General features: G+C 51.8%; 20 protein-coding genes, 8 tRNA genes and 2 rRNA genes. 28 read left to right on the top strand and 2 right to left on the bottom strand.

The window, feature by feature from the left end; genetic code table 11:
• The first annotated feature begins 41 nt into the window (after nucleotides 1-41).
• From dnaX to B212_RS0126905, 22 genes are all read left to right on the top strand, one after another.
• A complete protein-coding gene (gene dnaX / locus B212_RS0127010) occupies nucleotides 42-1,823 on the top strand; it encodes a DNA polymerase III subunit gamma/tau (protein WP_019914398.1) in 1,782 nt (593 codons plus the stop codon).
• Nucleotides 1,824-1,872: 49 nt separating this feature from the next.
• Nucleotides 1,873-2,184: a YbaB/EbfC family nucleoid-associated protein gene (locus B212_RS0127005; RefSeq protein WP_019914397.1), complete on the top strand. Its 312-nt coding sequence runs from the start codon at nucleotides 1,873-1,875 to the stop codon at nucleotides 2,182-2,184.
• Between the two features lie 36 nt (nucleotides 2,185-2,220).
• Nucleotides 2,221-2,820, top strand: coding sequence for a recombination mediator RecR (gene recR / locus B212_RS0127000; protein ID WP_019914395.1), 600 nt, complete (start codon nucleotides 2,221-2,223; stop codon nucleotides 2,818-2,820).
• A 186-nt stretch (nucleotides 2,821-3,006) separates the two neighbouring features.
• Nucleotides 3,007-3,264 carry a DUF2508 family protein gene (locus tag B212_RS0126995; protein ID WP_019914394.1) on the top strand — a complete coding sequence of 86 codons (258 nt, stop codon included), beginning with the start codon at nucleotides 3,007-3,009 and terminating at the stop codon, nucleotides 3,262-3,264.
• A 31-nt stretch (nucleotides 3,265-3,295) separates the two neighbouring features.
• Nucleotides 3,296-3,562, top strand: coding sequence for a pro-sigmaK processing inhibitor BofA family protein (locus B212_RS0126990; protein WP_019914393.1), 267 nt, complete (start codon nucleotides 3,296-3,298; stop codon nucleotides 3,560-3,562).
• Between the two features lie 302 nt (nucleotides 3,563-3,864).
• Nucleotides 3,865-5,415: ribosomal RNA gene (locus tag B212_RS0126985) — 16S ribosomal RNA — on the top strand.
• A 336-nt stretch (nucleotides 5,416-5,751) separates the two neighbouring features.
• Nucleotides 5,752-8,677 (top strand): 23S ribosomal RNA (locus tag B212_RS0126980).
• The 16S and 23S rRNA genes sit together here with 8 tRNA genes alongside, the layout of an rRNA operon.
• 80 nt (nucleotides 8,678-8,757) lie before the next feature.
• Nucleotides 8,758-8,849, top strand: a tRNA-Ser gene (locus B212_RS0126975).
• 31 nt (nucleotides 8,850-8,880) lie between these two features.
• Nucleotides 8,881-8,957: transfer RNA gene (locus B212_RS0126970), tRNA-Met, on the top strand.
• A gap of 7 nt (nucleotides 8,958-8,964) precedes the next feature.
• A tRNA-Val gene (locus B212_RS0126965) sits at nucleotides 8,965-9,040 on the top strand.
• Nucleotides 9,041-9,072: 32 nt separating this feature from the next.
• Nucleotides 9,073-9,148 (top strand) — tRNA-Thr (locus tag B212_RS0126960).
• A 15-nt stretch (nucleotides 9,149-9,163) separates the two neighbouring features.
• Nucleotides 9,164-9,241: transfer RNA gene (locus tag B212_RS0126955), tRNA-Asp, on the top strand.
• Nucleotides 9,242-9,380: 139 nt separating this feature from the next.
• A tRNA-Phe gene (locus B212_RS0126950) sits at nucleotides 9,381-9,456 on the top strand.
• A gap of 3 nt (nucleotides 9,457-9,459) precedes the next feature.
• Nucleotides 9,460-9,545, top strand: a tRNA-Tyr gene (locus B212_RS0126945).
• A gap of 7 nt (nucleotides 9,546-9,552) precedes the next feature.
• Nucleotides 9,553-9,625: transfer RNA gene (locus tag B212_RS0126940), tRNA-Lys, on the top strand.
• 297 nt (nucleotides 9,626-9,922) lie between these two features.
• The gene (locus B212_RS0126935) at nucleotides 9,923-10,867 is read left to right on the top strand and encodes a PucR family transcriptional regulator (RefSeq protein ID WP_198015896.1); all 945 of its coding nucleotides are present in this window, start codon (nucleotides 9,923-9,925) and stop codon (nucleotides 10,865-10,867) included.
• Between the two features lie 108 nt (nucleotides 10,868-10,975).
• Nucleotides 10,976-12,097 (top strand): ABC transporter ATP-binding protein, encoded by a 1,122-nt coding sequence (locus B212_RS0126930; protein WP_019914391.1) that lies wholly within the window; start codon nucleotides 10,976-10,978, stop codon nucleotides 12,095-12,097.
• Between the two features lie 309 nt (nucleotides 12,098-12,406).
• Nucleotides 12,407-13,345 carry an HPr(Ser) kinase/phosphatase gene (gene hprK, locus B212_RS0126925; protein ID WP_028531056.1) on the top strand — a complete coding sequence of 313 codons (939 nt, stop codon included), beginning with the start codon at nucleotides 12,407-12,409 and terminating at the stop codon, nucleotides 13,343-13,345.
• 12 nt (nucleotides 13,346-13,357) lie between these two features.
• Entirely contained in the window at nucleotides 13,358-14,401 is a 1,044-nt protein-coding gene (lgt, locus tag B212_RS0126920; RefSeq protein WP_019914389.1) for a prolipoprotein diacylglyceryl transferase, read from the top strand.
• 8 nt (nucleotides 14,402-14,409) lie between these two features.
• A complete protein-coding gene (gene ppaX, locus B212_RS0126915; protein WP_019914387.1) occupies nucleotides 14,410-15,063 on the top strand; it encodes a pyrophosphatase PpaX in 654 nt (217 codons plus the stop codon).
• A complete protein-coding gene (locus B212_RS0126910; RefSeq protein ID WP_019914385.1) occupies nucleotides 15,060-15,572 on the top strand; it encodes an acyltransferase in 513 nt (170 codons plus the stop codon). Before ppaX ends, B212_RS0126910 begins: the two co-directional genes overlap by 4 nt.
• A gap of 244 nt (nucleotides 15,573-15,816) precedes the next feature.
• Nucleotides 15,817-16,968 (top strand): acyltransferase, encoded by a 1,152-nt coding sequence (locus B212_RS0126905; protein WP_019914383.1) that lies wholly within the window; start codon nucleotides 15,817-15,819, stop codon nucleotides 16,966-16,968.
• A 99-nt stretch (nucleotides 16,969-17,067) separates the two neighbouring features.
• Here the strand turns inward: B212_RS0126905 and gntK are convergent, their stop codons facing one another.
• Entirely contained in the window at nucleotides 17,068-18,597 is a 1,530-nt protein-coding gene (gene gntK, locus B212_RS0126900; RefSeq protein WP_036670191.1) for a gluconokinase, read from the bottom strand.
• Between the two features lie 324 nt (nucleotides 18,598-18,921).
• Between gntK and B212_RS0126895 the strand changes: the two genes are divergently transcribed.
• From B212_RS0126895 to hisA, 6 genes are all read left to right on the top strand, one after another.
• The gene (locus tag B212_RS0126895) at nucleotides 18,922-20,139 is read left to right on the top strand and encodes an ATP phosphoribosyltransferase regulatory subunit (protein WP_019914381.1); all 1,218 of its coding nucleotides are present in this window, start codon (nucleotides 18,922-18,924) and stop codon (nucleotides 20,137-20,139) included.
• A 90-nt stretch (nucleotides 20,140-20,229) separates the two neighbouring features.
• Nucleotides 20,230-20,886 (top strand): ATP phosphoribosyltransferase, encoded by a 657-nt coding sequence (hisG, locus tag B212_RS0126890; RefSeq protein WP_019914380.1) that lies wholly within the window; start codon nucleotides 20,230-20,232, stop codon nucleotides 20,884-20,886.
• A gap of 21 nt (nucleotides 20,887-20,907) precedes the next feature.
• Nucleotides 20,908-22,215, top strand: coding sequence for a histidinol dehydrogenase (gene hisD / locus B212_RS0126885; protein ID WP_019914378.1), 1,308 nt, complete (start codon nucleotides 20,908-20,910; stop codon nucleotides 22,213-22,215).
• The gene (gene hisB / locus B212_RS0126880; protein WP_019914377.1) at nucleotides 22,205-22,816 is read left to right on the top strand and encodes an imidazoleglycerol-phosphate dehydratase HisB; all 612 of its coding nucleotides are present in this window, start codon (nucleotides 22,205-22,207) and stop codon (nucleotides 22,814-22,816) included. Before hisD ends, hisB begins: the two co-directional genes overlap by 11 nt.
• 1 nt (nucleotide 22,817) lies before the next feature.
• Nucleotides 22,818-23,426, top strand: a complete 609-nt coding sequence (gene hisH / locus B212_RS0126875; RefSeq protein ID WP_019914376.1) for an imidazole glycerol phosphate synthase subunit HisH — start codon at nucleotides 22,818-22,820, stop codon at nucleotides 23,424-23,426.
• A 190-nt stretch (nucleotides 23,427-23,616) separates the two neighbouring features.
• Nucleotides 23,617-24,354, top strand: coding sequence for a 1-(5-phosphoribosyl)-5-[(5-phosphoribosylamino)methylideneamino]imidazole-4-carboxamide isomerase (hisA, locus tag B212_RS0126870; RefSeq protein WP_019914375.1), 738 nt, complete (start codon nucleotides 23,617-23,619; stop codon nucleotides 24,352-24,354).
• Between the two features lie 643 nt (nucleotides 24,355-24,997).
• Here hisA and B212_RS0126865 read toward each other — a convergent pair.
• Nucleotides 24,998-26,443, bottom strand: a complete 1,446-nt coding sequence (locus tag B212_RS0126865) for an IS1182 family transposase (protein ID WP_019914374.1) — start codon at nucleotides 26,441-26,443, stop codon at nucleotides 24,998-25,000.
• Nucleotides 26,444-26,519 lie beyond the last annotated feature (76 nt).

The raw sequence follows: 26,519 nt of genomic DNA, 5'->3' as shown, positions 1-26,519 counted from the left end.
ACAAATGCCGAAAGCGGCAGCTTAAGAGAGGGTAATGCATAGTGGAACATATCGCGCTGTACCGTGCCTGGCGGCCGCAGTCGTTTCATGACATGGTAGGGCAACAGCACATTATTCAAACGCTGCAGAATGCGATTCGTGAACAGCGGGTTTCGCATGCCTACCTGTTCAGCGGCCCTCGGGGAACCGGCAAGACAACTGCTGCCAAAGTGCTCGCCAAAGCCGTCAATTGCGAGCGGGGTGCGGGGCCGGAGCCATGTAATGAATGTCCCTCCTGCTTGCGGATCACTGCGGGCAATGTAATGGATGTACAGGAAATTGATGCGGCGTCTAACCGGGGCGTTGAAGAGATTCGCGACCTGCGGGATAAGGTGAAATATGCGCCTACCGAGGTTCGCCGCAAAGTGTATATTATTGATGAAGTGCATATGCTGACAACAGAAGCGTTTAATGCGCTGTTGAAGACGCTGGAAGAGCCGCCTCCCCATGTAATGTTCATCCTGGCGACGACGGAGCCCCACAAATTGCCGGCGACAATTATATCCCGCTGCCAGCGTTTTGATTTTCGCAGGGTTTCGCTGGAAGAACAGACGGGCCTCTTAACCGAGATTTGTGAGAAGGAAGGAATTGCAGCAGATGCGGATGCGCTGCAGTACATTGCCCGTCTGTCCGATGGCGGAATGCGCGATGCGCTCAGCATACTGGACCAGATATCTTCCTTTACAGACGGACATGTAACGTATCAGCAGGTGTTGGGGATGACCGGGGGGATTCCCTCCGAGCAGTTCGCGCGCCTGGCTACCGCCATTCTGGAAGGGGATATGGGACTGCTTCTGGAGCTTGTCGAGCAGCTTATGCATGAAGGCAAGAGTGCGGATAAGTGTCTGGAGAACCTGCTGTACTATTTCCGGGATCTACTGATGATCAAAATGGTGCCGGGAGCCGATCATTTAACGGACCGTGTCTTAAATCCGGCGGATTTCCGCGATATGGCGGCCGCATTTTCCAGGGATCGTTTATTTACAATTGTTGAAACACTGACGCGCTATCTGAGTGAGATGAAATATGCCACTCATCCGCAGACCTTGTTTGAAGTGGCCTTGATGAAGCTGTGCAGCCTGCAGCAGGAGGAGGCTACCGTTCAGGAAGCCGCGCCTAATTTTGCAGCGACTGCTTCCAGTCACTCCGGCGGCCAGCCTCAGACGGCAGATTCCGGTGAGCTGGAGCTGCTCAGAAGGCAGATTACCGCTTTGGAGAAGAAGCTGGAGCAGGCCTTGCAGTCGGGGGCGGTTTCTGGTGGAGGACGTGATCAGGGGGCTGCGAAGAAGCAAGCAACCGCACAGAGCCAGGCTCCGCGGGTATCCTCTCACTCCAAGCTGCCTCCGCAACTGGATAAATTTATTGCCGGCAAAGACAGTGCCGATTTTGCCGATGTGTATAAGCAATGGAGCCTCGTCCTGCAGGGAGTGAAGGAGGAGAAGGTAACGGTTCATGCGTGGTTTGTGGATGGCGAGCCGGTCTCCGTTATGGAGGATGCAGTACTGGTTGCTTTTAAGAACACGATCCATCGCGACACAACCGAGAAGCCGGCCAATAGGCAGGTTATCGAGAATGTGTTTGCTGCCCGCCTGGGTAAGCCTTACCGTCTGGTAACGATGATGCAGCGTGACTGGAATGAGGCTGCTGTGAAGTCTGTTGCACAGACCGGTACAGAGGAGCTGCGGCTGGAGCATGAGCATGAAGCTGCTGATGCACAGACTGAACCATGGATTGACGAGGCGATCCAGCTCTTTGGGGAAGACCTTGTTGTCATAAAAGAGTAGTATTTTAGCCTATCAGCGCCTAGTAGCGCATCCAAAGGAGAGACGATGTATGAATAATATGAACCAAATGATGAAGCAGGTTAAAAAAATGCAGGAACAAATGCTTAAAGCTCAGGAAGAGCTGGGCAGCAAAACTATTGAAGGAACATCCGGCGGCGGTGTGGTTACCGTTCAAGTCAACGGCCACAAGAAAGTGCTCGCCATCCAGATTAAGCCTGAGGCTGTTGATCCCGAGGATATCGAAATGCTGCAGGATCTTGTACTGACTGCCGTAAATGATGCCCTTACCCAAGCCGAAGAGCTAGCCAATAATGACATGGGTAAATTTACAGGCGGCATGAAGATTCCTGGTTTGTTCTAGGCCGTACTTTATCCAGTCCAAAGGAGAACCATCACCTTGTATTATCCAGAACCGCTTGCCAAGCTGATCGAAGCTTTTACGCGTTTGCCCGGAATCGGGCCGAAGTCGGCCGCCCGGCTGGCTTTTCATGCACTGAACATGAAAGAGGACGAGGTAATTGATTTTGCCAAAGCGTTGGTCAGCGTTAAGCGCAATCTTCATTATTGCTCGGTATGCTGTAATATCACCGACACAGATCCATGCCGCATTTGCCAGGACAAAACCCGCGATGCTTCCGTAATCTGCGTGGTCCAAGACTCCAAAGATCTTGTGGCTATTGAGCGGACCAAGGAGTTCGACGGCTATTATCATGTTCTGCAGGGGGCAATCTCACCGATGGAGGGGATCGGCCCGGATGACATCCGTCTGAAGGAGCTGTTGACCCGTCTGAGCGACGAGCGGGTGAAGGAGCTTATCATGGCAACCAACCCCAATATTGAAGGCGAGGCCACGGCTATGTACATCTCCCGTCTTGTCCGCCCCTTCGAGATCAAAATCACCAGGATAGCCCACGGTCTGCCTGTAGGCGGCGATCTTGAGTATGCGGATGAGGTCACCTTGTCCAAGGCTCTTGAGGGCCGTCGTGAGCTGTTCTAGGCAGTGCTGACGTTATGTTTGATGCAGGAAGCCCGCAAGGGCTTCTTTTTTTACTCTTGCATGAATCCAAAATCAACTTTGTCTGCCGTTTTTAGTTCTAAGTTTGTCCCCCTTTCGATATGAATGAGAATACACGAGGGTGAATTGCTGTATGGCGCCCTGAAGTTATTCTTAGGAGGGATGGGTATGGCTTGGTGGAGAGCGTTGCAGAAAAAGGCTGCCGGAGAAGAGGAATACATCGGGGGGAAGGAAGAGAAGTGGAATGTGTTTCTTGAGGTTCGCAAGGCGCAATCAGAGTGGGAAAGAGCGCACCTGATGTTCAATGAAGCCCTGGGTCAGGATCAGATTGATTATGCGATATACATTTTGGAGGCTGCGGAGCGTAAATATCAGATCCATTTGAAGCATGCCAAAAGTCTGGGGCTCAACCGCAGTCGGCTCTAATATAGTAGACCAAAAACAAAGGAGGAGCATCATGCTGAGAACGGCGGCTCTTGCTGTATTGGTGATATCGGGCATTTTACTGGTTATGATCGTTATGAGAAGAAAATTGGGCTGGGCTTGGGTCAGCCTGTTTGGCACTCATCTTCTACTGGCGGCACTTGGCATTTATGTAGTGAATTTTTCCGGACTAATCACTGAGATTTATATTCCTATGAATCCTGCGACTATAGGCGCTGTAACGGTTCTGGGACTTCCAGGAGTACTTATGCTTATAGGCTTGAAAATAACTTTGTTTTAAAGGTTGACGTGGGTTCTTAATTTATGATACATTAAGTCTCGGCCCTTTGGACAAGCTATTCTTTGATAGCCTGCCAATAAGCAAAGCGAAAAAATAAAATAAAAAAACGCTTGACTGAAACAAGGGTGCTGTGATATATTATAAAGGTCGCTGCTGACAAGCAACGACGAAGAAAAACGAGAACTTGATCTTTGAAAACTGAACAACGAGTGAGTGGGATTTCGCGAAAGTGAAGTCCAAAAATGAGAATTTTAATTCTCGTCAGATGTTTCAAAATGAGCGAATCGCTCTTTCTAAATACCAATTTGGAGAGTTTGATCCTGGCTCAGGACGAACGCTGGCGGCGTGCCTAATACATGCAAGTCGAGCGGAGCTTATCCTTCGGGGGAAGCTTAGCGGCGGACGGGTGAGTAACACGTAGGCAACCTACCCTGTAGACTGGGATAACTACCGGAAACGGTAGCTAATACCGGATAATTCCTTTCTTCTCCTGAAGGAAGGATGAAAGGCGGANCAATCTGCTACTAGAGGATGGGCCTGCGGCGCATTAGCTAGTTGGTGGGGTAACGGCCCACCAAGGCGACGATGCGTAGCCGACCTGAGAGGGTGAACGGCCACACTGGGACTGAGACACGGCCCAGACTCCTACGGGAGGCAGCAGTAGGGAATCTTCCGCAATGGGCGAAAGCCTGACGGAGCAACGCCGCGTGAGTGATGAAGGTTTTCGGATCGTAAAGCTCTGTTGCCAGGGAAGAACGTCCGGTAGAGTAACTGCTACCGGAGTGACGGTACCTGAGAAGAAAGCCCCGGCTAACTACGTGCCAGCAGCCGCGGTAATACGTAGGGGGCAAGCGTTGTCCGGAATTATTGGGCGTAAAGCGCGCGCAGGCGGCTATTTAAGTCTGGTGTTTAAACCTTGGGCTCAACCTGGGGTCGCACTGGAAACTGGATGGCTTGAGTACAGAAGAGGAAAGTGGAATTCCACGTGTAGCGGTGAAATGCGTAGAGATGTGGAGGAACACCAGTGGCGAAGGCGACTTTCTGGGCTGTAACTGACGCTGAGGCGCGAAAGCGTGGGGAGCAAACAGGATTAGATACCCTGGTAGTCCACGCCGTAAACGATGAGTGCTAGGTGTTAGGGGTTTCGATACCCTTGGTGCCGAAGTTAACACAGTAAGCACTCCGCCTGGGGAGTACGGTCGCAAGACTGAAACTCAAAGGAATTGACGGGGACCCGCACAAGCAGTGGAGTATGTGGTTTAATTCGAAGCAACGCGAAGAACCTTACCAGGTCTTGACATCCAACTAACGAAGCAGAGATGCATCAGGTGCCCTTCGGGGAAAGTTGAGACAGGTGGTGCATGGTTGTCGTCAGCTCGTGTCGTGAGATGTTGGGTTAAGTCCCGCAACGAGCGCAACCCTTGACTTTAGTTGCCAGCAGGTAAGGCTGGGCACTCTAGAGTGACTGCCGGTGACAAACCGGAGGAAGGTGGGGATGACGTCAAATCATCATGCCCCTTATGACCTGGGCTACACACGTACTACAATGGCCGGTACAACGGGAAGCGAAGCCGCGAGGTGGAGCGAATCCCAGCAAAGCCGGTCTCAGTTCGGATTGCAGGCTGCAACTCGCCTGCATGAAGTCGGAATTGCTAGTAATCGCGGATCAGCATGCCGCGGTGAATACGTTCCCGGGTCTTGTACACACCGCCCGTCACACCACGAGAGTTTACAACACCCGAAGTCGGTGGGGTAACCCGCAAGGGAGCCAGCCGCCGAAGGTGGGGTAGATGATTGGGGTGAAGTCGTAACAAGGTAGCCGTATCGGAAGGTGCGGCTGGATCACCTCCTTTCTATGGAGAATCGTTCTCTGCGATGAGAACATTCAAATCTAAAGCTAAGCTTCCACAACTCAGGTTTAGGCCTGTTACTCACTCGTTGGTCAGTTTTGAGAGTTGAAGCTCTCAATTGTAAGAAACTTGATCCTTGAAAACTGGATACCGAAACGAAAATGCGTTTTAGAACATTCCTTTAAGCTGAACTTGTGTAAGCAAGTTTAAATTATAGCGATGCGAAGTGAAGGTTTTCGATTGTGAAGCGACCTTTGGCTTTGAATGATCTAGCGGACGGAGTCATCCGGGCGCGCCATTCAAAACAAGATGAGCGAACAAGCGAAACACCGGAACGTTGGTTAAGCTACTAAGAGCACACGGAGGATGCCTAGGCGCCAGGAGCCGACGAAGGACGTGGCGAACAACGAAACTGCCTCGGGGAGCTGTAAGCAAGCTTTGATCCGGGGGTGTCCGAATGGGGAAACCCAACTGTGGTAATTCGCAGTTACTCACATCTGAATACATAGGGTGTGCAGAGGCAGACCAGGGGAACTGAAACATCTAAGTACCCTGAGGAAGAGAAAACAATAGTGATTCCGTCAGTAGCGGCGAGCGAACGCGGAACAGCCTAAACCAAGGGGCTTGCTCCTTGGGGTTGTGGGACGTCTCACATGGAGTTACAAAGGAAGATGGTAGGTGAAGAGGTCTGGAAAGGCCCGCGATAGAGGTAAAAGCCCTGTAACCTAAACTGTATTCCCTCCGAGACGGATCCCGAGTAGTGCGGGGCACGTGAAACCCCGTATGAATCCGGCAGGACCATCTGTCAAGGCTAAATACTACCTGGCGACCGATAGTGAAACAGTACCGTGAGGGAAAGGTGAAAAGCACCCCGGAAGGGGAGTGAAATAGAACCTGAAACCGTGTGCTTACAAAAAGTCAGAGTCCTGTTTATGGATGATGGCGTGCCTTTTGTAGAATGAACCGGCGAGTTACGTTTAACATGCAAGGTTAAGGTGAGAAGCCGGAGCCGCAGCGAAAGCGAGTCTGAATAGGGCGACTAAGTATGTGGACGTAGACCCGAAACCGTGTGATCTACCCCTGTCCAGGGTGAAGGTGCGGTAACACGCACTGGAGGCCCGAACCCACGTACGTTGAAAAGTACGGGGATGAGGTGGGGGTAGCGGAGAAATTCCAATCGAACTCGGAGATAGCTGGTTCTCCCCGAAATAGCTTTAGGGCTAGCCTCGGTGAATGGAGTGGTGGAGGTAGAGCACTGATTGGGTGCGGGGCCCGCAAGGGTTACCAAGCTCAGTCAAACTCCGAATGCCATTAACTTCTTGCCGGGAGTCAGACAGTGAGTGCTAAGATCCATTGTCAAAAGGGAAACAGCCCAGACCATCAGCTAAGGTCCCCAAGTGTGTGTTAAGTGGGAAAGGATGTGGAGTTGCACAGACAACCAGGATGTTGGCTTAGAAGCAGCCACCATTGAAAGAGTGCGTAATAGCTCACTGGTCGAGTGACTCTGCGCCGAAAATGTAACGGGGCTAAACACACCACCGAAGCTATGGCTTGATGCTTTGCATCAGGGGTAGGGGAGCGTTGTGTATACGTTGAAGGTGTACCGTAAGGAGCGCTGGAGCGTACACAAGTGAGAATGCCGGTATGAGTAACGAAAAGATCAGTGAGAATCTGATCCGCCGAAAGCCCAAGGTTTCCTGAGGAAGGCTCGTCCGCTCAGGGTAAGTCGGGACCTAAGGCGAGGCCGACAGGCGTAGTCGAAGGACAACAGTTTGAAATTACTGTACCACCGTAATCCGCTATGAGCGATGGGGTGACGCAGGAGGGTAGTGACGCGGACTGATGGATGTCCGTCCAAGCAGTGAGGCTGGTGTGTAGGCAAATCCGCACATCGTAAGGCTGGGCTGTGATGGGGAGCGAAAATTACAGTAGCGAAGGTCATGATCTCACACTGCCAAGAAAAGCCTCTAGCCAGGAGAAGGTGCCCGTACCGCAAACCGACACAGGTAGGCGAGAAGAGAATTCTAAGGCGCGCGGAAGAACTCTCGTTAAGGAACTCGGCAAAATGACCCCGTAACTTCGGGAGAAGGGGTGCCTCGGTAGGGTGAATAGCCCGAGGGGGCCGCAGTGAAAAGGCCCAAGCGACTGTTTAGCAAAAACACAGGTCTGTGCGAAGCCGCAAGGCGAAGTATACGGGCTGACGCCTGCCCGGTGCTGGAAGGTTAAGGGGAGTGGTTAGGGGCAACCCGAAGCTATGAACCGAAGCCCCAGTAAACGGCGGCCGTAACTATAACGGTCCTAAGGTAGCGAAATTCCTTGTCAGGTAAATTCTGACCCGCACGAATGGCGTAACGACTTGGGCGCTGTCTCAACGAGAGATCCGGTGAAATTTTAATACCTGTGAAGATGCAGGTTACCCGCGACAAGACGGAAAGACCCCATGGAGCTTTACTGCAGCTTGATATTGAATTTGGGTACGATCTGTACAGGATAGGTGGGAGCCGGTGAAGGTGGAGCGCAAGCTTCGCTGGAGGCGCCGTTGGGATACCACCCTGATCGTATCTAGGTTCTAACCTGGTACCCTAAGCGGGTACGGGGACCGTGTCAGGCGGGCAGTTTGACTGGGGCGGTCGCCTCCTAAAGAGTAACGGAGGCGTTCAAAGGTTCCCTCAGAATGGTTGGAAATCATTCGCAGAGTGCAAAGGCAAAAGGGAGCTTGACTGCGAGACCTACAAGTCGAGCAGGGACGAAAGTCGGACTTAGTGATCCGGTGGTACCGCATGGAAGGGCCATCGCTCAACGGATAAAAGCTACCCTGGGGATAACAGGCTTATCTCCCCCAAGAGTCCACATCGACGGGGAGGTTTGGCACCTCGATGTCGGCTCATCGCATCCTGGGGCTGAAGTAGGTCCCAAGGGTTGGGCTGTTCGCCCATTAAAGCGGTACGCGAGCTGGGTTCAGAACGTCGTGAGACAGTTCGGTCCCTATCTGTCGTGGGCGTAGGAAATTTGAGAGGAGCTGTCCTTAGTACGAGAGGACCGGGATGGACGTACCGCTGGTGCACCAGTTGTTCCGCCAGGAGCATGGCTGGGTAGCTACGTACGGACGGGATAAGCGCTGAAAGCATCTAAGCGTGAAGCCCCCCTCAAGATGAGATTTCCCAGCAAGTAAGACCCCTTGAAGACGACGAGGTAGATAGGTTGGAGGTGGAAGCACGGCAACGTGTGGAGCTGACCAATACTAATCGGTCGAGGGCTTATCCAAAAAACTAAAACGCAGGTTTCGTTTCGGATTCAGTTTTCAGGAATTAAGTTCCTGTCTGGATTTACATGGCTAGATCTATTGGAGAGATACCCAAGTGGCTATAAGGGGACCCTCTGCTAAGGGGTTAGACTGCGTAAGCGGTGCGAGGGTTCGAATCCCTCTCTCTCCGCCATTCTAAATTCAATGTATTTCCTTATTAATGTGGCGGCGTAGCTCAGCTGGCTAGAGCGTACGGTTCATACCCGTGAGGTCGGGGGTTCGATCCCCTCTGCCGCTACCATACATACGGAGGCTTAGCTCAGCTGGGAGAGCATCTGCCTTACAAGCAGAGGGTCGGGGGTTCGAACCCCTCAGCCTCCACCATATGTATTTTTAAGAATGATCTTTTACACTGTGCCGGTGTAGCTCAATTGGTAGAGCAACTGACTTGTAATCAGTAGGTTGGGGGTTCAAGTCCTCTCGCCGGCACCATTTTTCACAAAATGCGGAACCGTGGTGTAGTTGGCCTAACATGCCTGCCTGTCACGCAGGAGATCGCGGGTTCGAATCCCGTCGGTTCCGCCATTTTTTATTGCTTCAGGGATGAGAATCCATTTGGGTTCGTTGGAGCATAAGCTTCGTTAGCATTACATCGCAATCTCGTAGCGAAGCGAAGAGTATCCCGTCGGTTCCGCCATTTTTAATTTTACGGCTTGTTTTTTATGGCTCGGTAGCTCAGTCGGTAGAGCAAAGGACTGAAAATCCTTGTGTCGGGGGTTCGATTCCCTCCCGCGCCACCATATGGAGGCTTAGCGAAGTGGCCAAACGCATCAGACTGTAAATCTGCTCACGTACGTGTTCGGTGGTTCGAATCCATCAGCCTCCACCATTTTTATGAGCCATTAGCTCAGTTGGTAGAGCACCTGACTTTTAATCAGGGTGTCGAAGGTTCGAGTCCTTCATGGCTCATTTCAATCAGAAAGTCATTACCTTCGGGTGGTGGCTTTTTTGTATTTTCAGGAAAGTCCGTTATTGCCTTAGGGAGTGCAAGACGCATATTGCGTAGAAATATGATAGAATAGGCAAAAAGAGCAAAAGTGGTGGAGTATGGTGACAATGGATAGTGAGTTTTTACGTCAAAAATTGGAACAGCTCACCGGAAAGAGAACCGGAATCAAACAGCTTGGGAGGCAGCATTCAGCTTCCCTTTTTGGTATAGGAGTGGAAGAACAGGAACAGCCGGTATTCCACGAGGGGCATCTATGGGTGCCTTTGTATGAAAATGATGGACGGATAACGGCAGTCTGGTTGGAGATTGAAGGCTTGTCCTCAATGGAGGTACAGTTAGTCGATTACGCAGCGCGAAATTTCTCCGTTGCTCTCAGAGCGACAGGACTTAAGGAAGAAGGAGAAATTGAGGCTCGTCAACTTAGCACTTGGCTGAATGCGCAATTAGAGCAGGACAAGAATGATGCGGAAATCCCTGATGAAATAACCTTGAAGGGCCGCTTGGTGGGGGAAATGATTCCTTTCCTCCTGGTCAGCGAAAATGTCCATAATCCACAGGTAACGTACCGTTCTTTAATGAAGCTATTGCGCAGTTATTTTGAGAATGAAATACTGTTAATCCCCCTGCAGGAGAAGGAATGGTTAATTTTGGCCCGTAAGGAGTTGCTGACCGGGGGGGATGATAAGGAAGATGAGGAAGAGAGTGCTGATGATCTGCTGGCGCAGACCTGCATGGGACTTCATGAACTGATTGCCAGCGAGTGGGTTGGCGTATTCCATCTGGCGGTAGCGCCGGCAATTATTCCTGTGAAGGGCTTAACAGGTTCGGTGGCTCTGCTGCGGGAAACGATTATTCTGGGCCGGGTTTTCCAGGTGGGAGACTACATTCATTTGCCTTGGGAACTCCATATGGAGCGTCTGGTTAACAGCATACCCGATGATCGCCGCAGACAGTTGCTTGCGCAGATTGGGGACTATACTTCTGTGCTGGCGGATAAAGAAATGCTTATGACGCTGGAGACATTTTTTGAGATGGACTGCAATGTCAGTGAGACGGCCAAGAAGCTGTATATCCATCGGAACACGCTGCTATACAGGTTGGACAAGATTAAACAGGAGACGGGAGCGGACGTTCGGAGCTTCGGAGATGCCGCCATTGTGAAGTTAGCTATGTTATTGTATAAAGTGACGAAAAGAAAATAGGTTTTTTGTGAACGTTACAAATAGCCAGCATGGCATCTCTGGGGTAAGATAAATGTATAAGAAAGCGATTTATTTTTAATCCAATAATTGACTCGAGGGGGAAATACAATGGCAGGCGTACGTTTAGAGCACATTTTCAAAAAATACCCGGGTTCCGATAAAGCGACAGTAATTGATATCAATCTTGATATTAAAGATAAGGAATTCTTGGTACTGGTTGGACCTTCCGGTTGCGGTAAATCCACAACCCTGCGTATGATCGCCGGTCTGGAAGAAATCTCTGAAGGTAAAATGTACATTGGTGACCGTGTAGTCAACGACGTAGCTCCTAAAGACCGTGATATCGCGATGGTATTCCAATCCTACGCCCTGTATCCGCACATGAGCGTATACCAAAATATGGCGTTCGGTTTGAAACTGCGTAAAGTGAAAAAAGAAGAAATCGACAAAAAAGTTCGCGAAGCTGCAAAGATTCTCGATATTGAGCACTTGCTGGAGCGCAAACCTAAAGCACTGTCCGGTGGTCAACGTCAACGTGTCGCTCTGGGCCGCGCTATTGTCCGTGATCCTCAAGTCTTCCTGATGGATGAACCGCTGTCCAACTTGGATGCTAAACTTCGTGGTCAAATGCGTGCGGAAATCACTAAACTGGTTAAGCGCCTTGAAACCACTTGTATCTATGTAACACATGACCAGACAGAAGCTATGACAATGGGTGACCGTATCGTAGTTATGTATGATGGTATCATTCAACAGGCTGCTTCTCCAGAAGAGCTGTACAATGAGCCTACTAACCTGTTCGTAGCCGGATTTATCGGTTCCCCTACAATGAACTTTATCAATGGTACTCTTACTGAAGTTGGCGGGGCCGTACGCTTCCGCGCAGATAACCTTGATGTTGAAGTTCCAGGCGGTAAAGCTACACTTCTGCGCAGCAAAGGTTATATCGGTAAAGAAGTAGTGATGGGCGTTCGTCCGGAAGATATTCACGAAGAGCCAGTATTCCTGGAAGCTTCGCCGAACACAATCTTCACTTCGATGGTTGATGTTACTGAAAACCTGGGTCATGAAATGCTCCTCTACTTGAGCGGCGTTGGCAACAGCACTGTAATTGCCCGTGTAGACGGACGTTCTACTACCCGCGAAGGCAGCAAGCCAAGATTGGCTATTGATATGAATAAAATTCACATCTTCGATAAAGAGTCCGAACTTAACGTTCTGCTTGGATAAGATCGTAACATTTGATGAAGTTGAACCGGCTACCGTCCTTTTAAAGATGGTAGCCGATTCAATGAGAATAGATAGCGTGAAACATAATTCGTATATTTTGAAGAGGGCCGCCTGAGAAGGCGGTTTTTTTCATAACATAAATTAATTATTTCGGTGTACTTACTGGACAAAGAACGGGTATTAAGATTGCATTCATAGGCGTTATCCATTAAGATAGCAGGAGAATTACCTGCAGATGGAATGGAAATAGTTGTTAACCAAATGCGGGCAAGCGGACAGAAACCGCAGGTTACGAAAGGACGGACACACATGGCTAAGAAGGTAAAGGTATCAGAATTGGTACAACATTTTCAATTAGAGGTTGTTTCCGGACATGAGGGCTTGAAACGTCCAATTACAGTGGATGACCTGAATCGCCCCGGACTGGAAATGGCCGGTTATTTCGAATATTACCCCGAAGAGCGTGTTCAACTGCTGGGCAAAACTGAGCTGGCCTTTTTCTCCATGCTTCCGGACGGAGAGCGCAAGAGCCGGATACGCGGGATCTGTAATGACAATACACCGTGTATCGTTATTACAAGAGCCCTGGAGGTGCCGCAGGAGCTTATTGATATAAGCAACGAAAAAGGGCTGCCTGTGCTGCGCAGTTCGATGGCTACGACGATATTTTCCAGCAGATTGACCAGTTTTCTGGAAGGACGGCTAGCGCCTACAGCGACGATTCACGGCGTCCTCTGTGATGTGTATGGTGTAGGCATGCTGATTACAGGCAGCAGCGGCATCGGGAAAAGTGAAACTGCGCTTGAGCTTGTTAAACGCGGACACCGTCTGATTGCTGATGATGCGGTGGAAATCCGTCAGACCTCGGATAATCAGTTGCATGGTACTGCGCCGGAGCTGATCCGCCACCTGCTGGAAATCCGCGGTGTCGGGATCATTAATGTAATGACGCTGTTTGGTGCAGGCGCTATCCGTAATCATAAGCGGATTACGCTGGTGGTAAGACTGGAAGCCTGGCAGCAGGACAAGCAATATGACCGGCTTGGACTGGATGAGGAAACAACGCGGATTATTGATACGGATGTGCCGCTTGTAACGATTCCTGTACGGCCTGGACGTAACCTTGCAGTAATTATTGAGGTTGCAGCGATGAACTACCGCTTGAAGCAAATGGGCTTCAACGCCGCTTTGCAGTTTACTAATAAGCTTACTGCTACCATATCTGAAGACATGGATGATTTAGACTAGGAGTGTGAGAACATGTTTTTTTCATTAGCCATTAATCCGATTGTCTTCTCGATCGGGTCATTGCCGGTACATTGGTATGGCTTAATTCTGGGCGTTGGCGCACTGGCCGGATTATTTCTGGCGATCCAAGAGGGTAAACGCTTCAACATTCCGCAGGAATTCTTCATGGATATGCTGCTGCTTGGCGTACCGTCCGCTATTATTGGCGCGCGGATTTATTTTGTAGCTTTTAAATGGGAAGATTACAAGGATAACTTCATAGATGTATTTAAGATCTGGAATGGCGGGATTGCCATCTATGGAGCTCTAATTGGGGCGATTATTTGCGGGATTATCTATTTCCGTTATAAAGGATATTCGTTCTGGCGGATAGCCGATATTTGCGGACCTGGATTGCTTGCAGGACAAATGATTGGACGCTGGGGAAACTTTATTAACCAGGAGGCTTACGGCGGCGTTGTCGAGGAATCATTCCTGCGTGACAAGCTGCATCTTCCTGATTTCATTGTGAACCAGATGTACATAGGCGATGCTTTTCATCATCCAACCTTCCTGTATGAATCACTCTGGAGTCTTCTGGGCATTGCGCTGCTCATGATTCTGCGACGCCAGAAGTTTGTTCGTTCGGGTGAGATATTCCTATCCTATTTCATCTGGTATTCCATCGGCCGATTCTTTATTGAAGCGCTGCGTACAGACAGTCTGGCCTTTAAAGGAAACAGCGGATTAGCTTCGTTCCTGAACGGGTTATGGAGTCCGATGAAATGGCTGGGCTTCGAGCAAGGTTATCTCGATCCGGCTTACGGCAATGTTCGCAGCTCACAACTGCTTGCGCTGCTGCTGATCTTAGCCGCTATTCTGCTGATCATCATCCGCCGGGTGACCGGTCAATCGAAGGCTCATTATTCGGACCCTATTGTCAGCACCAAAGCTGCGGCTGCGGACTCTGTAGTACCGGAAAGTGCGGCGAATACACCGCAGGCAGCTCCAAAGACTGCCCCTCAGGTTAGACAACCAGAGCCTGAGAAGACCGAGGATGAAGTACCAAAGGAGTAGCAGAACCAATGATAGAATGTGTGCTGTTTGATCTTGATGGAACAATCGTGAATACCAATGAGCTAATCATCCACTCGTTCATGCATGCACTGCAGGAGAATAATCTGCCCCCGTTAACCCGGGAGCAGATTATTCCCCTTATGGGGACAACGCTTCAGCAGCAGATGAGCGCGTTCTCCGGTCTTGAGGATACCAGCGTACTTGAGCAGTCCTACCGCTCCTATAATTATGCGCATCATGATGAGCTGATTGCTTCTTTTCCCCATGTGAATGAGACGATGGAGGAGCTATTGCGCCGCGGGATCAGGCTGGGTATTGTGACGACCAAGATCCGCCCGACGACGGTCAAGGCGCTGGAGATGTTCGATCTGCTGAAGTATATGGAGACGATTGTAACGGTAAATGATGTAGTTCAGCCGAAGCCTCACCCGGAGCCGGTTCTAACGGCAATCCGTAATTTGGGTGTTGATCCTAATAAAACGCTGATGGTCGGTGACAGCATCGTTGATATTCAATCAGCCAAAGCAGCCGGTGTGCGTGTGGCAGCAGTTGCATGGTCGCTCAAAGGTGAAGAAACACTTCGTAAATATGAGCCGGACTATATCATCCACGATATGATGGATTTGTATGAGATTGTGGAGCAAGGGACGAATCAGCCGTGAGAAAAGTAACCCGCTATCCGGTGGAAGGGCATAACTCGCTCTGGTACATTTACCGTACGGTCAGCCCGTGGAAGGGTGTACGTAATTTTATTTTTATTCAGATTGCCCGGTATTGTCCGGTCCTGCCGCTGAAGAACTGGATTTACCGCCGGGTCCTTGGCATGAAGGTTGGGAAGCATACGGCCTTTGGATTGATGGCGATGGTCGATGTATTTTTTCCGGAGAAGATTACAGTCGGTGAAAACTCTGTGATTGGCTACAATACGACGATTCTCGCCCATGAATACCTGATCAAAGAGTACCGTCTTGGTGAAGTAGTGATTGGTGAAAATGTGCTGATTGGCGCCAATACGACGATTCTCCCCGGTGTGACGATAGGAGATGGGGCAGTTGTAGCGGCCGGTTCGGTAGTGCATAAGGATGTGGCGGCCGGTTCCTTTGTCGGGGGCAACCCGCTGCGGGAGCTGCGTCCGTCTTCAGTGGAAAATGAAGGACAAATGGAACAATAATGATCAGCATGTGCTTACCCTGCAGTTCCATGTTGCGCGTTTTGGCGCAGGAGCTGCGGGGTTTTTTTGAAATCATAGCTTGGTTCCGGGGCTCAGGATTAGGTGAGTTTTCAGAAAGTTTTAAGTGTTCAGCAAGGGTAAGGAAGCTATATACTAGATAATAGGTGTGAGCCTGTGCAAGACAATGTCGGCAAATATCAGAATACAAGCACCTCTGCTATGGAGCATAACAGGAGGAATTTGAATGGGACAAAAGGAAAGAATTCCGCAGCTTGATATATTTCGGGCGATTGCGATTTTTGCGGTGATTGCTATTCATGCCACTTCCCGCACACTCTCAGAAACACTGGACACCTCGATGTTCCATCCGTTTCTGTTCATTAACAAGTTCAGCCAATTCGCTGTGCCTTCCTTCGTATTCTTGAGCGGCTTTGTGCTGTTCTACAACTATATTGACCGTCCGCTAAGCGGAAAAACACTGGGGAAGTTCTATAGCAAAAGAATGCTCTACATTCTGGTGCCTTATGTTGTTTTTTCAATACTGTATTTTATTCTGAAGATGACCTCGGGCCATACTTGGGGAATGCCTGCGGAGGAGATGGCTCGCAAGCTTGGAAAGTATCTGCTGACCGGCACGGCGTATACGCATCTCTACTATATCATTATTATTATCCAGTTCTATGTGCTGTTCCCGCTTATATTGTGGTGCCTGCAAAAGGTTCGGCGTCTTGCCGCATGGGCCCCGGTGATTGGACTTCTGCTGCAATGGGGCTTCGTGGTCCTGAATAAATATATGACCAATCATGGCTATTGGCAGTTGAACAAGGGGAGTCTGGCCATTACTTATTTCTCTTATTTCCTGCTTGGGGCGGCGATTGCTGCCTATTACGGCTCCTTGAAGAAGTGGCTGGTTCCTTCCCGCGAAGGCTGGCGTTCGGGCAAAGGAACCGGGTGGATTGCGCTGTGGCTGTTATGGGCTGCTGCGGGAATTGTTCATGTTGAGCTGTGGTTTAACAGTCATACCAAAAAAGCTGTCATCAACAGTCTGTGGTACGAAGGCTTCTCCAATCTTCATGCGCTGCTCTCCTGTCTTGTGCTGCTGCAGATGTCCTTCCTGCTGTACGGTGCCGGACGCAGCCTGCTGACGAGAATGCTGCTCTCCGTAGGCGCCTGTTCATTCGGCATTTATCTGCTGCATCCGGCAGTGCTTTTCTTCTATAGAAAGCTGCCTTTTCACGGGGGCTCCCTCGCATATACGGCTGCAATTGCCGGCGGGTGGCTGGCGGCAACGCTGGTCTCATGGCTCGTAGTTGCGCTGTTCTTCCGCTATATGAAGCCGGCGTGGGTTCTGTTCGGCTCTGCACCGCAGAAGCCGCCGGTGAAAGCATCCATGTAGTGTACAGTTGATAATTAAAAAAAAGCGCCGAACGGCCCGCAAGGTGGGGACGGTCGGCGTTTTGTGCTGCAACTGGCTTCGGATATGCTGGAATGCGGCCTATTCGTCTGCCTGTCCACGCTGAAACCCGGCGATGGCTTGATACTGGTCCTCCAGACTGCGGTATACGGAAATGTATATCGGCAGCAGTTGTTTGTAGACCTTGGCATGCTCCTTGACCGGATGATGCTGATGGGTAGAGCCAATCATCTGGAACACAATATCCAAGGAATCCGTCAGTCCGGTTGCATATAGCCCCAGTACAACCGCACCGAGACAGGAGCTTTCGAAGCTCTCCGGGATAACAACCTCCTGGCCGAAAATATCGGCCATCATCTGCCGCCACAGCGCGGAGCGGGCGAAGCCGCCGGTGGCGAGGATTCTGCTCGGTTGTCCAATCTGCTCCTCCATAGCCAGCAGCACTGTGTACATGTTGAAAATGACACCTTCCAGCACGGAACGGATCATATGCTCCTTATGATGGTTCATTGTAAGCCCGAAAAAAGAGCCCCGGGCGTCGGGATTCCACAGCGGTGCGCGTTCTCCGGTCAGGTAGGGGTGAAACAGCAGACCGCCGCTTCCAGGCGGCACCTGCTCGGCAATGCGTGTCAGCACCTCATAGGGATCAATGCCAAGGCGCTTGGCAGTCTCCACCTCGGAAGCGGCAAACTCGTCCCGTACCCAGCGGAAGAGCATTCCTCCGTTGTTGACCGGGCCACCGATCACCCAGTGCTTCTCTGTCAGGGCATAGCAGAAGATCCGGCCTTTCGGATCGGTAAGCGGCCGGTCAACTACTGTACGGATGGCTCCGCTGGTTCCAATGGTGGCGGCGATAACACCCGGCTGAATGGCTCCAACGCCGAGATTGGACAGGACACCATCGCTGGCTCCGACGATAAAAGGGGTTGTTGGCAGTACTTTTAGTTTCTCTGCCAGCCCGGGAAGCAGTCCCTGCATCATCCGGGTGGTAGGAACAGGCTTTGAGAGCCGATCCGGAGTAATGCCTGCTATGCGCAGAGCTTCCATATCCCAATCGAGATTCTCCAGGTTGAACATGCCTGTGGAAGAGGCGATGGAGTGGTCAATGACATATTCCCCGAACAGCTTGGCAAAAATATATTCTTTAATAGAGATGAATTTATAGGTCTGACGGAAAAGCTCAGGCTGCTCCTCCCCCAGCCACATCAGCTTGGTAATCGGGGACATAGGGTGAATGGGCGTCCCTGTCCGCAGGTACAGCTCATGGCCGCCCAGCTCATCCTTTAACCGGGTGGCGCTGGCAGCGCTGCGGTTATCGGCCCAGGTAATACATGCGGTAAGGGGGCTGCCAGCACTGTCAACAGCAATCACACTGTGCATGGCCGAGCTGAACGAAAGAAAGAGCAGCGCTTCCGGGGGGATTGCGCTGTCCTGCATCACCTTTGCGATGGTATATATCACGGCCTGCAGGATTTGTTCCGGGTCCTGTTCTGCTACTGACGGTGATGGGGTGTGCAGCGGGTAACCCTGATTTGCTTGGGCGGCGATTTTTCCATTTTTCTCAAAGAGGACGGCCTTCGTGCTGGTTGTGCCAATATCAACGCCGATCATATAGGATGCAGTCAATATCCAGACCTTCTTTCTATTTGGAAAGTTCACAGGCAATCTTACCCCTTCAATAAGGAATTAGTAAAGAGTAGTATGCAAGCGGTTTATAATTGTATGGGAGCGCTGTACGTTGGCAATGGAGAAAGGTATATTTAATCTTATATATATTATATTTCAAACTGGAGTTTACTCAATGTAACAATGGTTTGTTGACGTAAAAGGATAGTCCGTGATACGATATTGCCATTACTTTAATTTGCTACCACTTTACCATAGTAAAGCATTTATTCATAATATTGATGATATCTGACGAGGTGACCAATAAAGATGTCCAAACCTAAGGGATTCGAGAAGCCGGCCGGCGTGCGTGACTATCTTCCGCGTGCAGTAGCCAAGCTGCGCAAGATCGAGAATGATGTGCTGCATTGCATGAGCCGCTGGGGATACCGGCAGATGATTACACCTACATTGGAATATTACGATACGGTCGGCGTGGCCAGCTCCACATCGGACCAGAAGCTCTATAAATTGCTTAACAACCGCGGCCAGGCGCTGGTGCTGCGCTCGGAAATGACGGCGCCGGTGGCGCGCGTGGTTTCTTCTCTGTTAAAAGATGAGCCGCTGCCGCTCCGCCTGTCCTATCACGCCAACGTGTTCCGGGCGATTGAAGAGGAGGCAGGCCGGGAAGCGGAGTTCTTCCAGACCGGGGTCGAGCTGGTCGGTGACGATTCACCGGAGGCGGATGCCGAAGTTGTAGCCTTGGCGATTTCTTCGCTGCAGGCCGCAGGTGTGAAGTCTTTCAAAATCGCCATGGGTCATGTCGGCTTCCTCGACGGGCTGTTCCAAGAGGCAGTAGCCGGTCTTCCTGAAGCGCAGGAGGAGCTCAAGAGCCATCTGCTGGGCCGGGATTATGTCGCTTTTCGCGAGACCCTGCGGCGGCTTGAGCTGTCCGAGGCGCAGAAGAATGAGTTAGACGGTCTGCTGCGGTTGCGGGGGGGCAAGGAAATCTGCGGCCAGGCGCTGGAGCTCAGCAGCCATCCGCTCGCCCGTGCCTCCATTGAGCATTTGTGCAAGGTGTGGGAAGTGCTGGTGTCGTATGGGGTCTCCCGGCATGTGCTGATTGATCTGACGATGATCGGTGATTTTTCCTATTATACAGGCATGACTTTTGAAGGCTACGCTTCGGAGCTTGGGTTCCCGGTATGCAGCGGCGGGCGGTACGATAATCTGCTTCAGCAGTTCGGGCGGGCTGTTCCTTCTACGGGCTTCTCTTTGAAGACAAACCGCATTCTGGACGGTGTATCCGGTGTGCCGGAAGAGGAAGAGCTGCCGGTTCTGATCCAGTATGATGCCACGAGGCGTACAGAAGGCCTTGAAGAGGCCTTACGGCTGCGGGCTGAAGGCCGTGCTGTTGTGACCCGGCTGGCGGCGGAGCCGGGTGATCTTAAGGCGGTGGAGCGGCTTAGCGCAGATAAGTTAGAAGCCGACGGCGTCCAGTACGCGGAGATTTATACGTTTGTATCTTTTGTAAGCGAGCATGGCTGAGAAGCCGGCGAAGAATGTACGGCGTGAACTGAAAGAGTATCGGGTTCGATTCATATAAAGGCAAGGATACGGAAACGGAGGTCAATGACTATGGCGCAGATACTGAAGGTGGCCATGCCGAAAGGGCGGATCTATAATAAAGCGGCGGAGCTGTTCCGCAAGGCGGGGCTGCCGATTCCGCCGGACGGTGAAGAGTCGCGGAAGCTGGTGATCTCGCTGCCGGAAGCGGGGATGGAATTTATTCTGGCGAAGCCGGTCGATGTGCCCACCTATGTGGAGTATGGCGTGGCGGATATCGGCATCGTCGGCAAGGATGTGCTGCTGGAAGAAAACCGCGATGTCTACGAGCTATTGGATCTGGGAATCGCGCGCTGCCGGATGTCGATAATCGGCCTGCCGAACTGGCAGCCGGGTATTCAGCAGCGGGTAGCGACGAAATACCCGAATGTAGCGTCGCGGTATTTCCGTGAACAGGGCCAGCAGGTGGAGGTTGTGAAGCTGAACGGCTCCATCGAGCTTGCGCCTCTGATTGGCCTTGCTGACCGGATCGTAGATATGGTGGAGACCGGGCAGACGCTCAAAGACAACGGGCTGGTAGAGATGAAGAGCATCTTCGAGATCACGAGCCGCCTTGTGGCGAACCGTGTGAGCTACCGGATGAAGAATGAGGAGATTCAGCAGCTATGCGACCGCCTGCAGGCGGTTATTATGGAACCGGGACTGGAAGCAGGCGGAATCAAACGCTAAAGATATAAGGGGGAAGCAGCGGTGAAGGTGCAATCGAGCAAGGAGTTTAAGCTGCAGCGGGAAGTGGAGTACGGAACGCCGGAGCAGAATAAGGCCGTGAAGGAAATTGTGGCCGATATCAAAAAAGAAGGCGACGCGGCACTTCTCCGCTATACTGAGCGCTTCGACGGCGCTGTGCTTACGGCAGCGCAGCTTCGGGTGACGGAGGATGAGCTTCAGGCCGCCTATGGGCGGGTAGAGGAATCCTTCGTTACCGCGATCCGCGCCGCTGCGGCCAATATCCGGGCGTTCCATGCCCGGCAGAAACGCAATTCCTGGATGGATCTGCAGCCGGACGGCACGATCCTCGGCCAGATCATCCGCCCGCTGAAGCGAGTGGGCGTCTATGTTCCCGGCGGCAAGGCGGCCTACCCGTCCTCGGTGCTGATGAATGTTATTCCGGCTCAGATCGCCGGAGTGCCGGAGATCGTGATGGTCACTCCGCCGTCGACCGGCGGCACGGAGGGCATTGATCCTTACATTCTCGTTGCCGCCGCCGAAGCCGGTGTAAACGAGATTTACCGCGTGGGCGGCGCGCAGGCGGTCGCCGCACTGGCCTTCGGCACGGCGACCATCGCGCCGGTCGATAAGATCTGCGGGCCAGGGAACATCTACGTGGCCCTGGCTAAGCGCGAGGTCTACGGCGCTGTCGATATCGACAGCATCGCCGGACCGAGCGAGATCGTCGTGCTCGCCGACGATACCGCTGAGGCCGCCAGCGTCGCGGCCGACCTGCTCTCGCAGGCCGAGCACGACGAGATGGCCTCGGCGATCCTGGTTACGCCATCGCAGCGCCTCGCGGAGGCTGTTGCTGCCGAAGTAGAGCGGCAGCTACGGGAGCTTCCGCGCGAGGCTATCGCGCGCGTGTCCGTGGACAACTACGGCGCGATCATCGTCGTCGAGTCGCTGGAGGAAGGGGTCAGCGTTGTGAACCGGCTGGCGCCGGAGCATCTGGAGATTGTAACAGCGGACCCGATGGGACTGCTCGGCAGCATTGAGAATGCCGGGGCGATCTTCCTCGGGCCGTACAGCTCGGAGCCGGTCGGCGATTATTTTGCCGGACCGAATCATATTATTCCAACCAACGGCACAGCGCGTTTCTCATCGCCGGTGGATGTGGATGATTTCATCAAGAAATCAAGCCTGATCTATTACAGCAAAGAAGCGCTGCTGAAGGATGGGCCAACGATTATCGAGCTGGCCCGCCGTGAAGGGCTGGAGGGCCATGCCCGGGCGATAGAGATCAGACTGGAGAATGAAGCGAAGGGTGGAGACGGGAATGGAAAATAACAACGAGGCTCAGGCAGTCCGCCAGGCCGGACTCAGCCGTAAAACCAACGAAACGGACATTAAGCTCTCCCTGGCCGTGGATGGCAGTGGGGTTTCCGAACTGGAGACGGATGTACCTTTTCTGAATCATATGCTGGACTTGTTCACCAAGCACGGCCAGTTCGATTTATCCGTGCAGGCGCGGGGCGACATCGAGATTGACGACCACCATACGGTGGAGGACATCGGGATCTGTCTCGGACAGGCATTGCTTGAAGCGCTTGGTGACAAAAAAGGCATCAAACGCTACGCGAATGTCTTCATTCCGATGGACGAGGCGCTGGCTCAGGTTGTGATCGACATCAGCAACCGGCCGCATTTTGAATACCGGGCTGCGTATCCATCGCAGCAGGTGGGTAGCTTTTCAACGGAGCTGGTTCATGAATTTCTCTGGAAATTTGCGCTCGAAGCCCGGATTACGCTGCATGTGATCGTACATTATGGCTCGAATACGCACCACATGATTGAAGCGATATTCAAGGCCCTGGGACGGGCGCTGGACGAAGCAACTCTGATTGACCCGCGGGTGAAGGGTGTGCCTTCCACGAAGGGAGTGCTGTAGGATGACCGTTGCAATCGTCGATTACGGCATGGGCAATCTGCATAGTGTCAGCAAGGCGGTGGAACGACTTGGTTATAAGAGTCTTGTGACGGGTGATGCCGGGGAGATTCTGTCGGCCGATAGCGTCATTTTGCCGGGAGTCGGTGCGTTTGGCGATGCAATGGAGCATCTGCGGAGCAGCGGGCTGGATGCTGTGGTCAAAAAAGCCGCCGCCTCAGGTAAGCCGCTGCTCGGCATATGCCTTGGGATGCAACTGCTGTTCAGCAGCAGTGAAGAGTACGGCACCCATGAGGGCTTGAATCTTTTGCCCGGCTCGGTCGCGCGTTTTGAACCCCGTGAGGGCTACAAGGTGCCGCATATGGGCTGGAACAGGCTGGAGTTCCTCCAGCCGCAGAGTCCACTGTTTGCTGGGCTTGAAGAGGGACATGTCTATTTCGTCCATTCCTTCCATGCCACTGTGGCGGAAGAGAGCGATCTGCTGGCTGTCACGGATTACGGGCATCCGGTAACGTCGATTGTTGGCCGGGGGAAGGTATTCGGCATGCAGTTTCACCCGGAGAAAAGCGGGGAGCTGGGAATCAAACTGCTGGGCAATTTTTTGAAAATATAGGAGAGTATAAGCTTCACGCTATACTTTATCCTTATATTTCTCGCTGAAACGATACTTGAAAGCGATACGGAGTATCACTGCTTCGGAAGCTAGCTTCTTGTATGGACGGCGCAGCGTTGCTATTTGAGCTGACGGGAGAGCGGGCGTACGCCCGCTATCACTATATTGTAACGAAAGCGGGGAGCGTCACATGTCTTCTTTTATTGTATATCCGGCGATTGATATCCGGGATGGAAAATGCGTCAGACTGCAGCAAGGGGACTACAATCAGGAAACCATCTATAACGATAGCCCGCTAACGGTAGCCAAATCGTGGGAGGAGCAGGGCGGGCAATTTATTCACCTCGTGGACCTGGACGGAGCCAAGGCCGGCCATCCTGTGAACGACGCCATCATAGGTGCTATCGCCAAAAATGCAGGTGTTCCCGTTCAGGTAGGAGGCGGGCTGCGCACGCTTGCTGATGTGGAGAAGCTGCTGGGCCTTGGGGTCAGCCGGGTGATTATCGGGACAGCCGCGATTAACGACCATGCTTTTACGGAGGCGGTTCTAGCTAAATATGGCGATAAGGTCGCCATTGGTATTGATGCCCGTAACGGATACGTGGCTACACACGGCTGGCTGAACACCTCCGAGGTGCGTGCCGAGGATCTGGCCAAGGAACTTGCGGCAAAAGGTGCGGAAACGTTCATTTACACCGATATTTCCCGCGATGGTATGATGCAGGGGCCTAATATCGAGGGTATCCTGTCCATGGCTGCTACCAGCGGCAAAACCGTCATTGCCTCAGGCGGTGTCACCAGTCTGGATGATCTGCTGCGGCTGAATGTGCATAGTGGCAGCGGCGTTGGCGGCGCGATAGTCGGTAAAGCGCTGTACACCGGCAATATTGATCTTGCGGAAGCGCTGCGGGCGCTGGGCGGGGAGTAGGAAGACGCGTTATGTCTGTGTATAGCGGCGGGACCCTGACGAGCGCTGGCTGGGAGTAGATTAACATTGGTGCATGGCTGCATGGCTGATGGAGTCTTTTGAAGGTTATGACCATTCACTAATCCGGCATTGGACGTTGAAGGTTTGCACAGATGTCTTCAATGAACCGCTCTGTTTGATATGGATAGCTGTGATTACCGTCCGAATGTAACAGATAACGGTCTAGTGGGGAGTATATTGGGGTGAAAACTTATCCAGCAGATGCTTAACTGTACTTCGTACAATTATTCTTTGCCTAAAGCGCAGGATATGATTTTTAAATGTATTTCTTACAGTTATAAATGGTGATTTCGCCCTTTAACACAAAAACGCCCGAGTTTAGTTGTGCGAAGTACATTTAAACATCTCGATTGCTAAAAAAATGAGTAAATAGCTGCACGTAATGCAATTAGAGCTTCAAGTCATGTTGATTAACTGTAAGGCGCTTTATAAAGTGATTGCACTTTCTACAATAGAAAGCTAATTGTTATGTGCTGAATCGGCTTCTGCTGTATTTCGTGCAATAGATTTCTGGAATTCTGGTCAAAAGTGTCTTTTATGTTGGATTCTACTGTAGAGGATCAGATCGTCGAGAAAAGCGTTTTCATTGTGGATGCAGCGGGATGAGAGTTAGGAAAACCCGCCAAAAAAAGGTCTGAATTTGCTGCATTCCCAACGAGCCCAGCGAATCCTCTCTCTTCGCCAGTACCCTGACTATCCGTTTGAGGTTCTGTGCCATGCTGGTCATCAACGCTTGTTCTTGGACCCCTTCGCGAGTCCGCAACCGGCAACGGCGAAGTCCGTAGAGTTCTTTGGACTCTGCAAAACTCCGCTCTATCGTTTCTTTACGTTTGGCATAGATTTGTCGGCCCATCTCACTTCGAGTGTACGCCATCACCCGTTCCTTAAAGTGTTCCCAGATATGCCGGGACACGGTGCGCTGTTTTCGCTGGGTACTTGTGCACTGGTCAAGCAACGCGCAGTTCTGGCAAACGGAAGCCTTCGACGTGTAGATCTGATCCCCGTCGCGGCTCGTTGTGGTATAGGGCAGCAGTTCTCCCGCAGGGCAGCGGTAGGCTTGTAGGTCGGCTTCATACGTAAAATCGGTTTTGGCAAACATCCCGGGGAGTACGGGGATTCGGCGCGAAGCGATGGCAGCTTTAATCGTTCGTTCCTCCAGGCTCTTGCAGATATAATTGCCGAAATAGCCCGAATCCAGGACGACTCCTTCTATCGTGCCAGACCACCCGAAGGTTTGACACTGCCGATCCAGCCGATCGATGTAGACCGTGGAATCATTCACATTGCCCGCCGTGACGAAGGAGTCCGTGATGATGCCATATTTTGCATCCATCGTCCGGTGCTCCAGGTAAAAAAAGCCCTCCGGCTTGCCTTTTCGGGTCATGTACCCGCTGTCTGGATCGGTCGTACTGACCTTGTTCATCTCGTGGATGGCTTTGGGCTTCTGCGGCGGCAGCGCGGGCTTTCCATGGGCCTTACGGTCTTCATTGACCGCTGCTTCCAGTTCCTCCAGATAGGCCGAAGGGGTCTTCAGTTGTTCTTTCATCTGAAACTTATGGTTGTTCGCATTCGCCTGCATATGAGTGGAATCCGTATACTGCAAGCGCCCCCCGACCATCCCGTGAGACATCGCCACACGGACGACGTCATCGAAGAGATCTTGGAACACTGACGTGCCTTTAAACCGGTGGTGCCGATTCCAACTGATGGTGGAATGATGGGGAACCGTGTCCGTGAACGAGAGTCCCAAAAACCAGCGGTAGGCAATATTCACCCGAATCTCTTGCTCCAGTTGCCGCTCGGAGCGTATGCCAAACAGATAGCCCACCAACAGCATTTTAAAGAAGCGAATGGGGTCAATGGAAGGCCGTCCATGCGTGGGGTGATAGTATTCTTGGACCCGGTCGGTAATAAAAGAAAAGTCCATATGGCGTTTCAAATGACGCAGCACATGATCTTCAGGCACAAGAGCCTCCATGCAAACTAATTCATATTCGAGTTGAGGATTTTCCTGATCGCTGTGCAGCAAACGAACCACCACTTTCTTTTATTTTCACTCCATATTATACCACGACAACGCGGTAATGTTTTGAATTAGGGTCGGA

The organism is Paenibacillus sp. HW567, from assembly GCF_000374185.1.
GTDB lineage: Bacteria > Bacillota > Bacilli > Paenibacillales > Paenibacillaceae > Paenibacillus_AQ.
Note: the sequence above shows the minus strand (reverse complement) of the source record. Positions and strands in the feature narration are given on the sequence as shown.